This is a genomic window from Spirosoma sp. KCTC 42546 (assembly GCF_006965485.1).
Lineage (GTDB): Bacteria > Bacteroidota > Bacteroidia > Cytophagales > Spirosomataceae > Spirosoma.
This window is the reverse complement of sequence record NZ_CP041360.1, coordinates 3,941,855-3,955,650: the sequence shown is the minus strand read 5'-3', so window position 1 is coordinate 3,955,650 and position 13,796 is coordinate 3,941,855. Positions and strand designations below refer to the sequence as shown.

General features: G+C 48.9%; 8 protein-coding genes. 2 read left to right on the top strand and 6 right to left on the bottom strand.

The features are described 5' to 3' along the window. Positions 1-23: 23 nt before the first annotated feature. The 3 genes from EXU85_RS16040 to lpxK all read right to left on the bottom strand — a co-directional run bounded on the left by EXU85_RS16040 (position 24) and on the right by lpxK (position 5,130). Positions 24-1,772: a GMC oxidoreductase gene (locus EXU85_RS16040; protein WP_142773056.1), complete on the bottom strand. Its 1,749-nt coding sequence runs from the start codon at positions 1,770-1,772 to the stop codon at positions 24-26. 209 nt (positions 1,773-1,981) lie between these two features. Further along, entirely contained in the window at positions 1,982-4,003 is a 2,022-nt protein-coding gene (locus EXU85_RS16035; protein ID WP_142773055.1) for a putative porin, read from the bottom strand. A gap of 62 nt (positions 4,004-4,065) precedes the next feature. Beyond that, complete coding sequence (gene lpxK, locus EXU85_RS16030) at positions 4,066-5,130, bottom strand: tetraacyldisaccharide 4'-kinase (RefSeq protein ID WP_142773054.1); 1,065 nt, start codon at positions 5,128-5,130, stop codon at positions 4,066-4,068. Between the two features lie 83 nt (positions 5,131-5,213). On the opposite strand from lpxK, the gene EXU85_RS16025 reads away from it, so the two are divergent. Together EXU85_RS16025 and EXU85_RS16020 are read left to right on the top strand one after the other, a co-directional pair. Further along, entirely contained in the window at positions 5,214-6,326 is a 1,113-nt protein-coding gene (locus EXU85_RS16025) for an o-succinylbenzoate synthase (protein ID WP_142773053.1), read from the top strand. Positions 6,327-6,340: 14 nt separating this feature from the next. Beyond that, positions 6,341-7,840, top strand: a complete 1,500-nt coding sequence (locus EXU85_RS16020) for a helix-turn-helix domain-containing protein (RefSeq protein ID WP_142773052.1) — start codon at positions 6,341-6,343, stop codon at positions 7,838-7,840. A gap of 51 nt (positions 7,841-7,891) precedes the next feature. Here the strand turns inward: EXU85_RS16020 and EXU85_RS16015 are convergent, their stop codons facing one another. The 3 genes from EXU85_RS16015 to EXU85_RS16005 all read right to left on the bottom strand — a co-directional run bounded on the left by EXU85_RS16015 (position 7,892) and on the right by EXU85_RS16005 (position 13,793). Continuing rightward, complete coding sequence (locus EXU85_RS16015) at positions 7,892-9,364, bottom strand: TolC family protein (RefSeq protein ID WP_142773051.1); 1,473 nt, start codon at positions 9,362-9,364, stop codon at positions 7,892-7,894. Beyond that, positions 9,339-12,533, bottom strand: coding sequence for an efflux RND transporter permease subunit (locus EXU85_RS16010; RefSeq protein ID WP_142773050.1), 3,195 nt, complete (start codon positions 12,531-12,533; stop codon positions 9,339-9,341). The genes EXU85_RS16015 and EXU85_RS16010 overlap by 26 nt, the downstream gene beginning before the upstream one ends. Before the next feature lie 117 nt (positions 12,534-12,650). Beyond that, on the bottom strand, positions 12,651-13,793 hold the full coding sequence (locus EXU85_RS16005) for an efflux RND transporter periplasmic adaptor subunit (protein ID WP_142773049.1): 1,143 nt from the start codon (positions 13,791-13,793) through the stop codon (positions 12,651-12,653). Between the last annotated feature and the right edge of the window lie 3 nt (positions 13,794-13,796).

Below are 13,796 nucleotides of genomic sequence, written 5' to 3'. Positions count from 1 at the left end.
CGAACTACAAACTTCAAACTGATTTATATATTTTTCTTTTTGACTTCATCGATCAGATACTCACTGGTACGCATGGAGCTGGCCAGAATTGTCCAGGTTACGTTTTTGTCGCCCTGCGAGACGAACGGAGCCGCATCAACGACAAACAGGTTTTTCACATCGTGAGCCTGCTGCCATTTGTTCAGCGCCGATTTTTGTGGGTCGTTACCCATCCGAACCGTACCGACTTCGTGAATGATTTTTCCAGGCGCTTCCAGACCGTAATTATTCTCAGGACCTGGTTTATTACCCAACGGAACACCCCCCATCGAATGAATGATTTCTTCGAAGGTATCCTGCATGTGTTTGGCCTGCTTTATCTCATTCTCCGACCATTTGTAATGGAAACGCAGGGTTGGAATACCGTACTTATCCACGCTGTTCGGGTCAATTTCACAGTAGTTGCTTTCGAGCGGAATCGGTTCTCCACGACCAGCCATACCAATATAAGCCCCATAGAACCGACGGTAATCATCTTTCAGACCTGCGCCATAGCCACCGCCAGTCTTCATCTTACCATCCCGACCGGGGAACCGGCCGTTCATGTTCTCAATGCCACCACCAAAGCCGTAGCCAGGCATACCCATGCCACCACCGTACTCGATGTGATAGCCGCGCGGGAAATCCAGTTTCTTGTTATCAAGCCACCAGGGCGTAAATACGTGCATACCACCTACGCCATCTTCATTATAGCGTTTACGATCCATCAGAGCCGGAACAAACCCAGAACGACTAGCGCCGGTCGAGTCATTCAGGTATTTGCCGATTACGCCACTGCTATTGGCCAGTCCAGTCGGGAAACGGGATGATTTAGAGTTCAGTAAAAGCCGGGCTGTTTCGCAGGTACTGGCACTCAGGATAACCGACTTCGCCTTAATCGTAACCTCCTCAAGCGTACGGGTATCCACATAACTTACGCCTGTTGCCAGACCCGTTTTGGGGTCGGTCAACACTTCACGGGCCATAGCTCCGTTGATAAGGGTTACGTTACCGGTTTTAACCGCAGGAATACAAAGTACCGACGACGACGAGAAGTCGGCATACGCCTGACAGGCACGTCCGCACTGGCTACAATAGAAGCAAGAGCCACGGTCTTTATTGATGGGTTTGGTCAGGATGCTCAAGCGCGATGGAATAACCGGAACCCCAATACTCTTCGCCCCTTTCCGAAGCATCAGTTCATGCAGGCGGGGTTTAGGCGGTGGCAGGAAGTGGCCGTTCGGTTCATTTGGAAAATCGGTCTCTATCGAACCAAATACCCCAATCATCTTGTCAACCCGATCGTAAAATGGCTTCAGATCGTCGTACGTGATTGGCCAGTCATCGCCTATTCCGGTAAGTGAACGACGGCGGAAATCATCCGGGCCGAAGCGCATAGAAATACGACCCCAGTGGTTGGTTCGTCCGCCCAGCATCCGGGACCGGAACCAATAGAATTCGGTACCCTGTTTGGCAGAGTACGGCTCACCTTCAATATCCCAACCACCCCAGGCAGCGTCAAAATCACCGAACGCACGCGTTGTACTCGCGCCACGCCGGGGTGACTCCCAAGGCCATTTCAATTGGGTAATGTATTTGGGATCAGCCGGGTCAAAATAACCACCCGCTTCTAACAACGCGACTTTCGCACCAGCTTTCGCCAGCGTATAAGCCGCCATGCCACCCCCAGCCCCTGAGCCAACGATGACTACATCAAATTGGGTGGGTGCTTTTTGAATCTGAAATGGATCCATGCAGAATTTATAAAGAATTATTGGTTTTGCTGAGACAAGTAACCTGATTATGCTAATAAAAGCAACTGGAGATTAAAATTACCCTAAAGTAGTACGAAGAACCCGATATTTCGGACTAGTACCCGTCCAATTTAGATTGTTTTTAGGTAGCAACGTCGTCTATGCACGTATCAGCCATCTGTCAGAAGACCCCAAATCGCTATGTAGTCCTAGTCGAACAAGTACCAGTCGACGCCAAACGAGAAACCCCGGCGCATTTGCAGGAAACCAGGCGATACAAAATAGCCCGCCTGTGGCAAGCCCTGATTGGCATGGGTAAGCTTTACAAACAATCTCGTTCGGTTGATGCGCAGATTGGCATATAGATCGGCCAGTATGGCCCCTTCAACCTTCTCCGTGTTCTGAAGATAAAACTGCTGCGTGACCGGCATATAGGCATCGGCAAAATAAGACGACTTATAATGTAAATCAATGCCGGTTTGAATATACAGGACTTTGGCATATAGAAATTCATACTGGATACGGGTATTCATAAAAAATGGCGGTATCCGGAGCACATCCGACCTTGATTGAACCGTATAATACCCCTGTCCAGATACCAGAAATTTACCTAGTTGAAAATGATAGCCTAGTCCGGTTCGAAGCACACTGAACGAGCCATCGACCTGCTGAGGTGTGGCTTTGTCGTCAAAGTAAATATAATTCGATAACAGGTAGTAATCTAGACTCGGTTCAATTCGAAGCTGTCTGTAATGAAGGTTCAGCTTGCCATAGGCATGGTTAAAAATTGGCAATCTGAAATCGTTCCGCCAGAAAAAAACCATGCTCTGATACCGCTCCTGCATCAACGTGGGATTTGTGGAGATTGACGAATAACCAGCCGTTAGAAATTTACTCTCAAGCTCTCCCTTGAGTCGATATAGGAGGTTTCCCTTGGTATTCGTGCCAAATTCAGCTTCAGCCGTCAGGCGTGATAAACTATCCGGGAAATAATAACCAAGCCATCCTCCCACAAACGTTTCGAGCCGGGAAGTTGAATAATCATTAAACGATGTACGCGACTCGTTATAATGAGTAGTTTGGTTATAACTCCGAATGCGGAGATAGGCGCGGTAGTTAAACGAAGAGCCTTTGTATTGAGCATTCCCTTTTATACCAAACTGATTCTCCAATAATCGGTATCGGGTTAATTGAAAAATGCGCGACGTATCGCCCAAAATAGTGGGGTAAAAACGAATAGCTGCCGAGCCATCAATTGGCGTAACCGACTGATTTAGACGGAGGGTATCATCCTGATAAAAATTCTTATGGGTCTGGTAATCAAACCGATGGTACAGTTGAAAGCCTTTATCCAGTACATATTGGTGATAAACGTGCCAGTCATTCCGGATTTCCCAGCCATGTGGTCCCTGCACCGTTGAGCTGCCACTTCGTAAGCGTGAATCTCCCGTATAATTATAAATGATAGGTGTAGTTCCATCAGCCTCCAGTCCTGGCAGTACACCACCCTGTTCATCGAGACTGTGGTTCATGTTGTTAAAATGAGCCAGCAGAGTGTATTTGTCGTTTTTCGAACGATAGTTTGTATGTAATAATAGTCCCCAATTCTGAGCTAGGAGTTTGTAGGAGTCGTTTGTTCCGCTGGTGCCAAATAGTTTCTGCGATGTAAATCGCTGTACATCAAAGCCTACATTCCATCGGGGATTAATATTCTGCGACATATCGAAGCGCAGAATATTCTGGCTGTTTCCGCCCAGGGCAATGTACATATCGGTGTAGGGCGATTTTGTATTGAAGTACTTGACGTCCTTTGTCTGGTAGGCGTAGGGATTAAATACGTAGTAGCCCGATTGGGCACCTAATTGTTGGGGAACCTGTAAAAATACAGGGCGTATGGGCGTGCCCAGGGTACCCAAATCCTGGTATAAATTCTGGCTTCGCTGCACATAAGTAAACCGATGCACCTCGTCCATAGTAGTATCTAAGGTGTACAGTTTCTGACGATTATTTAAAATATCATCCTCCAGTACGAAGCGTGTTGATTTTGGGCCATAGATAACTTTCGTAGAGTCATCAATGATCCCTGTCCCTTTATTCCCTGTCGTGGAAGCAGGCATTGTCTGTCGTCCACCAAAACTTCCAGGAAACCCACCCGGCATTTGGCCCGTTTGCGCCAAACTTCTGAGCACCAGGCCCAGCATTAAAAATAAAACTAGAAGACTCCGATTCATTAGGTCAAAAGTACGTCAAAACGCGGGACAGCCGAAAATTTGCCTGAACACACGATCAGTATTTAACGATTTTTAAGGGCGTTTGCGTCCAGAAATTGAGTAAACTCTGTTTCTTGCCCAGCGAGAAACTGAACAGCAACTGGCAGATAAAAGAGCGGCAGGGTGGACCGTTCTTCCGGGCTGAGCAGGGCATCAAGTTTCACCCAGTCTTTTTCGGTGGTCAGCAGGACTGTTTCAGCCGGCAAATCCGCCAAAAGTACGTCAAGATCGGCCCTTGTATAGGCATAATGATCGGCAAATCGGTAATGGCTACGTAGGCCAAATGTTTGCCGAACATACTGTTCAAGTGGGTCAGCATTGGCCAGCCCCGATACCAGCACAACTGGATTAAGATCTGTAGCCACTTGATGGGTTGCCAATGTCATGGGTGAACTATAGCTCAGTCCGGCAAAAAAGATAGGAACTCCCGGGGAAGTATAGCGTCGAATCCGTCTGGCAATTCGTTCCTGCTCTGTTGCCCACAAATTCATTGGGCATTTTGTAACAACCACAACATCGGCCCGACGAGCTCCTTTCCGTCGCTCACGTAGTCGTCCGGCAGGAAAAGCATAGTCATCGTAAAAGGGTCGGTTGTAATCCATCAACAGAATGCTCAAATGCGGCCGAACGGCCCGGTGCTGGAAGGCATCGTCGAGCAGGATACGTTTTGTTTCGGGATGAAGCCTCAGAAGTGACAGAATGGCATCGACCCGTCGTTCACCCACACAAACCCGCACCTGAGTGCCAAACTTCCGGTAAAGTTGAAGTGGTTCGTCGCCAATTGTTTCGGCCGAATCGGTACCTGTTGCGATCCGAAACCCGTTGGTTTTTCGGCCATACCCTCGACTCAAGGTAGCCGTCTCTCCCATTCCGTTTACAGCGGAAAAGACATACCGTTTAATCAAAAATTCGATCATAGGTGTTTTTCCTGTGCCCCCTACGGTCAAATTACCAACGCTAATGGAGTAGACAGAAGGTCGATATGATTTCAATAAGTGACTATCAAAGAGCCAATTACGAATATCAACAACTAGTCCATAGAGTCCACTGAGTGGCAAGAGTAGCCATTTAACTACCAAACGTTTCATTAATATTTTCGTAATATTGCCCGGTTGAGCAGCCAAAAGTAGTACTTTTAGGACTGGGATTTCCCGTCCTCGCCATCCTTACAATGAGTTTAAAAGCCGACTTCCTACCATATACGTTGCATTTTCGCTTCGAAGCGGGTACGTCGCGCGGAACCCTTACGAAAAAAAAATCCTACATTATCCGGCTCTTCGACGACGAGAATCCATCCATTGTCGGCTACGGTGAATGTGGTCCTTTGGTGGGACTAAGCTATGACGATCGGCCTGACTTTGATGAACGACTTCAGCAATACTGCCTGGAATTCAACGAATTAGATCTTCAATTATTTAGCTGGAATATTCCGATAGTACTCAACCAGGTGATCAGCCCACAGTTTCCAAGCATATTATTCGGCTTTGAGACGGCCATGCTTGATTTTCTGGCTGGTGGTCAGCGTATTATCCGGGCCTCTGATTTTACGACGGGCCAACGGGCGTTACCCATCAATGGACTGGTCTGGATGGGTAGTCCGGCTTTTATGCGCCAGCAAATCGAGGAGAAATTGCAGGCAGGTTATACAACTCTAAAATTAAAAATTGGCGCACTCGACTTTGAGCAGGAATGTGACTTGCTGGCCATGATTCGGGATCGCTTTACGTCCGACCAGATTACGCTTCGGGTCGATGCGAATGGTGCCTTTAAACCTGATGAAGCATTAGTCAAGCTCGAACGGCTGGCAACTTACGATTTGCATTCGATTGAGCAACCTATCCGTGCGGGCCAGCCCGATCTACTGGCCGATCTTTGCCGCCACACACCCATACCCATAGCGCTGGATGAGGAACTCATTGGCCAGATGGAGTACGTCCATAAATTCAGGTTGTTGAAAAAAATCCAGCCGCAGTTTATTATCCTGAAACCAACGTTACTGGGTGGATTACGCCACTGTGATGAGTGGATTGAACTGGCTGGACGATTGAATATTGGCTGGTGGATTACCTCAGCACTCGAGTCGAACATTGGACTGAATGCCATTGCTCAATACACAGCCCAATTCAAGCATTTACTGCCACAAGGGTTAGGCACAGGTCAGTTGTACTATAACAATGTCGATAGCCCGCTGTTTACCTCGAACGGATTTCTGCATTATGATTCGACCAAGCCCTGGAACTTCGACCCGCTTACGGTTGATCAGTCTGGCGCTGAACTTTCTTAACCTACTTCAATCCGTTGAACTTACCTGCCGATCATATACGCCTGTTATTTGGCCTAAAGCTACGCCAATTAAGACTAGACAAGGGCCTGTCTGTCAGTGAACTGGCGCAAAAATCAGGCTTATCAATTTCGTATGTGACTGAAATTGAAAAAGGTCGTAAATACCCCAAGGCAGATAAGATTTCAGCCTTAGCGAATGCAATGCAAGTCGATTATGACTCGCTTGTTTCGTTGAAATTGAGTAAAAAGTTAGAGCCGATTTCGGATCTGCTTCGCTCAAAATTCCTCACTGAGATTCCCCTCGAACTCTTTGGCATTGATCCCTCCGACCTGCTCGAACTACTAGCCGAAGCACCCGCCAAAGTCAGTGCCATGATTCGCACGTTTATGGATATTGCGTTAAGCTATAACATGAGCGTTGAGCGACTGTACCTGACCATGCTTCGGTCGTATCAGGAAATGCACGACAATTATTTCCCGGAGATCGAAGCAGAGGCCGACCAATTTCTGAGCGAGTTTGCCCCATCTGACCGACCCGTTGAAGAAGCTCTGTTGGTTAATCTGCTCAAAACCCGTTATGATGTTCGAATTGAACAGTTCGATACCCTTACTCATCCGGAATTGGTTTCGCTGCGATCAGTGTATCGGCCTGAACAGCATACCTTACACATGAATGTCGGGCTATCGGTCGAACAGCGAATATTCATTCTGGCCCGCGAAGTGGGCTTCCAGTTTTTGCATCTAAAAAATCGGCCCTATACCTATTCCTGGGTTGAAGCCGAGTCGTTTGAGCAGATCCTCAATAACTATAAAGCCTCCTATTTTGCTGGGGCGATCCTCATTCGGCGTGATGCGCTGGTGACTAAAGTAAGCCAGCTGTTTGCCCGCGAAACCTGGAGCAGTGAGGATTTTCTTCAACTCATCTCCGATTTCGGGGCTACGCCCGAACGCTTCTTTTACCGATTGAGTAATGTGTTACCAAGCCATTTCGGGATAGATCAACTATTCTTTTACCGATTCAATCACGTACCCGGCCAAACTACGTTTAAGTTAACCAAAGAGATGCACCTTTCCCGGCAACAGGGGCCGCGTGGTATTGTGGATGAACATTTCTGTCGTCGGTGGATTGCGTGGACAATTTTGCAGGAGCTTCAGTTTTTGCAGCAAAACAAAGGTTTTGATGGTACGCTTTGCCACGCACAGCTCTCAGAATACGCTGATTCTGGCTCCCAGTACCTGATCATTTCGGTCGCTCACCCATTTCAGCCCGAGTTTCAGCAGAATATGAGCGTTTCGATGTGCTTTGCGGTGAACGACAACTTGAAAAGCAAAATGAAGTTTCTGAACGCACCTAACGGTGTGGCATCCCTGACCGATATTCCTTTTCGGGTTGTCAATCAAACCTGCGAGCGCTGCGGTATTTTCGATTGTCGCGAGCGCGTAGCAGCGCCAACTGTACTGCAAAAAAAGCGTCAGTTCGAGGCCACCAAAAAGGCCATGGAAAAGCTGAAGTGATGTAGGATATAAAGTGATCTTATCCATACATCACATATAATACATCCTACATCATTTTGCTCTTCCGCCCAACGCTCTGTACAAACTAACTAATTCCAGAAACTGCGCCCGTTTTGTGGTAATCAATGCTAACTCCGCTTCGAGCACATTTCGCTGGGCCGTTATGACCTCCAGATAGGTTGCATACCCATTAGCAAATAATTCGTTCGATGTGGTAGCCGCCTGCCGAAGTACAGCTACCTCCTCTTGCTGAAAACCAGCCACATTCCGGTAGTTTTCCAGACCCTTCAGATTGCTCACTACTTCTGAAACACCGGTTAAAATTGCCCGTTGGTAGGCATAATACGCTTCACGGCTCTGGGCCGTCGTAATGGCTAGATTCCCCTTTAGCTGTTGTCGGTTGATGACTGGAGCGGCTAATCCACCCAGAATGCCTAAAGCCAGCGACTGTGGATTTAGCAGTACATTGGGCCGAAAGGCATTGAAACCTAAATACGGAGCCAGGTTGAGTGAGGGTAAAAATTCAGCTCGTGCCACGGCTACGTCTATGTGAAAGGCTTCCAGCTCACGCTCTGCCTGACGAATATCGGGGCGACGATACACTAACTGCGCAGGCAAACCCGCCGACACAGTTGCAGGCAATGACTGCTTTTCGATCGATGCCCCACGCGCTACTGTCTGTGGATAGCGGCCCAGCAGCACGTTCAGTTGGTTTTCCGTTTCTACGACCTCCTGCTTTACCCGGCCTTCCAGTCCCCGCGTATTGAGAAGTTGAGCACGAAATTGCTGAACAGCAAGTTCTGTTACCCGTCCTGCAGCTTTCTGAACTTCGACTAGCTCAAGCGCTTTCTGCTGTAGCTCAACGTTCTCGACAATGATTTCCAACTCCGCATCCAAGGCCAGTAATGAGTAATATAATCGGGCCACATCGGCAGTAAGTACCGTTGCCACCAGATTTTGCCCTTCCTGTGAAGCTATTACGCGTGTATAAGCCGCTCGTCGACGGTTACGGAGCTTCCCCCAAATATCAACCTCCCATGAGCTACGCAGCCCCACAAAGTAATCGGGGGTTGGGTTCGGGATTCGGCTCGATCCGGAAACGTTACCCGACAGATTCGTGTCGTAATTACCCACGCCATTGAGTGTGTAGCGACCATACCGCTCTACCCCTGCCGTAGCCACAGCATCGACACGGGGGCGCAATGCGCCCTGGCTAATTCCGTAGTTTGCCTGAGCCATCTCGATACGTTGAAACGCAATCTTCATATTAGGATTGCGAGCCATGGCGGTGTCGATAAGTGCCACCAGATTCGGATCGGCAAATAAGTCCCTATGTGACCAATCCCCAATACTAACCGAATCCGCTCGCCCATCTGCACGTCCAACGTAAACCTTGGGCACCGACATTGCCGGTACAGATTCCGGGTTATGCTGAATCCGACAACTACCTAAACTACCGGCAACGATCAAACTCACTAAAAAAGAGAAGGGGTTACGGTTAAGATTCCTGAAAAATGGCACCATTGGTATTCGTTTTGGTGGATATAGATTCTGTTTTCATATCATCAATTGGCGATTGCGTCCCGCCAAACCATTGGGCAAGTCGGGCGAATAGGACGTACAGGCCTGGGACCAGCACCAGTCCAAACACGGTTCCAATGAGCATTCCGCCCGCAGCCGCCGTGCCGATGGAACGGTTCCCCAATGCCCCTGCGCCTGAAGCGATACAAAGTGGAATGAGTCCGGCAACGAATGCCAGCGACGTCATGAGAATAGGCCTCAGGCGCGTTACGGCTCCCTCAATTGCTGCTTTCATGATCGGAAGTCCCTCCTGCTGGCGCTGATTGGCAAACTCTACGATCAAAATGGCGTTTTTACCAAGCAAACCAATGAGCATCACCAGCGAAACCTGGGCGTAAATGTTGTTTTGCAATCCCGCCAGTTGCAGGCATAAAAACGAGCCAAAAATTCCGGCAGGTAACGACAATAACACGGGGAGCGGAAGGAATAAACTCTCATACTGTGCTACCAGCAACAGATACACAAAGACCAGGCAGATTGAAAAGATAAAAATAGCCTGATCGCCCGACAGAATTTCTTCCCGCGACATACCAGACCAGGCAAACGAATATCCTTTAGGCAGCTGTTTGTCAGCCACTTCCTGTACCGTTCGCAGGGCATCACCACTGCTATAGCCGGGCGCTGGGTCGCCGTTGATAAGAGCCGATAAATACATGTTGTAGCGAGTAATCTGCTCGGGCCCGTACACTCGCTCCAGCCGAACAAAATTCGAATAGGGAACCATCTCTCCATCTTTGTTCTTGACTTTCAGATTCAGTACATCTTCGGGTTTGGCCCGATACTCGGGCGAAGCCTGCACCATCACCTTGTACATCTGCCCAAACCGGATAAAATTGGAGGCATAATAACTCCCCATCAGCGTTTGCAGCGTACTCATGGCATTGTCAATGGAGACACCTTTCTGTGCTGCCTTATCCTGGTCAACCTGTAGGAGATACTGCGGAAAACTGGGATCAAAACTCGTAAAGGCATTACCTATTTCGGGCCGTTTTTTCAGCGCATCAATAAACGAATCCGTCACTTTCTTCGTCTTTTGCAGATCACCGGAACCCGATCGATCCAGAAGCCGTAACTCAAACCCGCTGGAGTTGCCGAAGCCTGGCACGGTAGGTGGTGGAAAAAACTGGATGCTGGCGTCCTGTACCGTTTGGGTTTTGTCTTCCAGCAGGGCAATGACCTCCTCCAGCGTCTGTTTCCGCTGGTCCCAGTTTTTCAGGTTGATCATGCCCATTCCGTAGGAAGCGCCAACGCCATCGGTCATTAAACTAAATCCTGCCAAAGTCGACACGTTTTCGACTGCATCCATCTTCGAAGCCACCTGCTGAATTTTATCCAGTACATCTTCCGTACGTTTCAGGGTTGCGCCAACGGGTGTGGTTACGCTTACGTAAATCATACCCTGATCCTCGGTTGGAATAAATCCACTTGGCAAAAATGACGCAACACCCCAGATCCCCCCAACAAACAGCAAAAACATAGCTACGGTAACGGCACTTCGGCTAGCTACCCGTTTCAACAAGCGCTGGTAGCGACCCGTCATTGCATCGAAGCCTCGGTTGAAACGAGCAAAAAATCGGCCCAGTAATCCCGTAGGCGCATGATCGTGCGACGAACGAAGTAATAAGGCGCACAAGGCAGGTGTGAGGGTAACGGCGTTGATTCCCGAAATCACAATGGCCACGGCCAGCGTTAAGGAAAACTGCCGATAGAAAATACCAACCGGTCCGGACATGAACGCCACTGGCACAAACACAGCCGACATAACCAGCGTAATAGCCACCAGTGCTCCACTGATTTCTTTCATGGCTGCAAACGTAGCCGCTCTTGGTGCCAAGTTTTCCTCCGCCATTTTTGCGTGTACGGCTTCAACGACAACAATGGCATTATCCACGACAATACCAATGGCCAGAACGAGCGCAAAGAGCGTAAGCAAATTGATTGAAAACCCAATTACACTCATAAACGCGAATGCCCCCACCAGCGCGACCGGCACGGCCAGCGCACAGATCAGCGTTGAACGCCAGTCCTGCAAAAACAGAAAAACGACCAGAAATACCAGCACAAACGCTTCGATCAGGGTTCGGATTACTTCGTGAATCGAGGCATCCAGAAACCGCGAGACGTCGTAGGCGAAGTTGTAGGTCATGCCGGGTGGAAAGTTGGTTTTCTTCAACTCCGCCATTCTGGCTTTCACGTTGTTAATTACATCACTGGCGTTGGAGCCAGGTCGTTGTTTAAGCATAATGGATGCCGATGGCCGTCCGTCTGTTTTGGACAGCACATCGTAATCAAGCGAACCAAATTCGATCTCAGCGACATCCTTCAGGCGTAATATCGAGCCGTTTGTTTCGGCCCGGAGTACCAGGTTTTCGTATTGTTTGGGGTCGAAGAATTTACCGCTGTAGCGAAGAACGTATTGCAGCATTTGTGGAGCTCGGTCGGCACTTTCGCCCGCTTTACCAGGAGCAGCCTCCACGTTTTGGGCCCGAATCGCACTAATTACTTCATCGGGCGACACCCCATAGGAAGTCATACGATCAGGTTTGAGCCATACCCGCATCGAGTACTCCCGCGAACCCATAATGTCGGCAAAACCAACGCCGTCGATCCGTTTCAACTCGGCTAATACGTTGATATCGGCGAAGTTGTAGATGAATTTCTCATCGGCACTCGGGTCATCGCTGAATATATTGAGGTACAACAGCATACTGTTAACCTCTTTTTCGGTCGAGACACCCGCTTTAATTACTTCTTCGGGTAATTCGTCCAGTACGGTTGTCACCCGGTTCTGAACACTCATAGCCGCCAGATCGGGATCGGTACCCACATTGAAAAATACCTGGATCAACGTACTCCCATCATTACCTGATACCGAATTCATATACACCATACCCGGCACCCCATTAATAGCTCGCTCCAGCGGCATAGCAACGGCTTTAGTGGCTACTTCGGCGTTAGCACCAGTATACTTGGCCGTTACGGTCACGGAGGGTGGTACAATGTCCGGGAATTGCGTTATAGGCAGACCCGTCAGCGCTAAAAAGCCCATCAACGTGATCAGCACTGAAATAACGGCCGATAGCAGCGGGCGTTTGATAAATAAATCGAACATGAATTAAAGTGCTATGTTTGACGTTTATAGTCTGAGGTTTGACGTTCACTGTGCGTCAACAGTTCATGCGTCAGCGAACGTCAAACCTCAGACTACAAACTTCAAACTCTTTACAAATCACTGTTGAGCAAGCGTATTTTGCGAAGCCAATCTATCGGCGGAAACGGCTTCCGGAATGATCTGATCGCCATCCCGAATATTTTGGATGCCTTCATAGACAACCCGATCACCCGCTTGCAGTCCCGACCGAACAATGTAGTTCTGACCAACCCGGGCCTGCGGCACGAAACTCCGCGACTTCACTTTATTGGCCTTATCAACTACATAGACGTAGTTTTTATCCTGCACCTCGAATACCGCTTTCTGCGGAACCAGTAAGGCATCGCTTTCAATGCTGGGAATCCGAACTTTACCCGACGAACCGTGTTTCAGCATCTTGAGTGGGTTGGGAAATCGGGCCCGAAACGCAATGGTGCCGGATTCCTCTTCAAATACACTCTCCATCGTTTCGATCCGTCCTTTTTGCGGGTAAGGGGTCTCATCGGCCAGCATCATCTCTACTTCCTGCCCATTTTTACCCACCAGATCGCGGTGTTTTTTCAGAAACCCCAAGTATTCTTTCTCCGATACGTCGAAGTAGGCAAACACCTCGTGGATATCAGACACCTCCGTGAGCAGGGCCCCCTCTTCAATCAGACTGCCCATTTTGAAGGGAATGCGGTTAATAACGCCATCGAAAGGTGCCCGAATGTTGGCATGGGCGAGCCGAAGAGAGGCCGTTGATTGGGCCGATTGTGCTTCTTCGATCTGGGCTCGGGCGACATCCAGTTTAGCTTTCGCCAGTTCTAGCTCAGAGGGTGAGACAATTTTTTTATCGACCAGCAACTTTACCCGACCTACTTCAACTTCGGCTGTTTTCGCTCCGGCTTCGGCACTTCTCAGGCTAGCGCGGGCTTTATCCAATCCAACTTTGTATTCGGCTGCATTCAAACTAAACAGCAGTTGGCCCTGCCGAACGGTCTGTCCCTCATCGACATATATTTTTTCCAGAAAGCCCGACACCCTGGCGCGGATTTCCACGTTTCGAACAGCTTCCAGGGTTGTTACGTAATCACGTTGCAGTGTAGTAGATTGCCGGGATAACTGAACGACGGGCAGGGTCAGTTTTTCAGGTTCCTCGGTTTTCGTTTCGCTACCGGCACAACCAACAACCGATACACATACCAAAACGGCAGCTGTCCATCTCACCAAATTTTCCATATT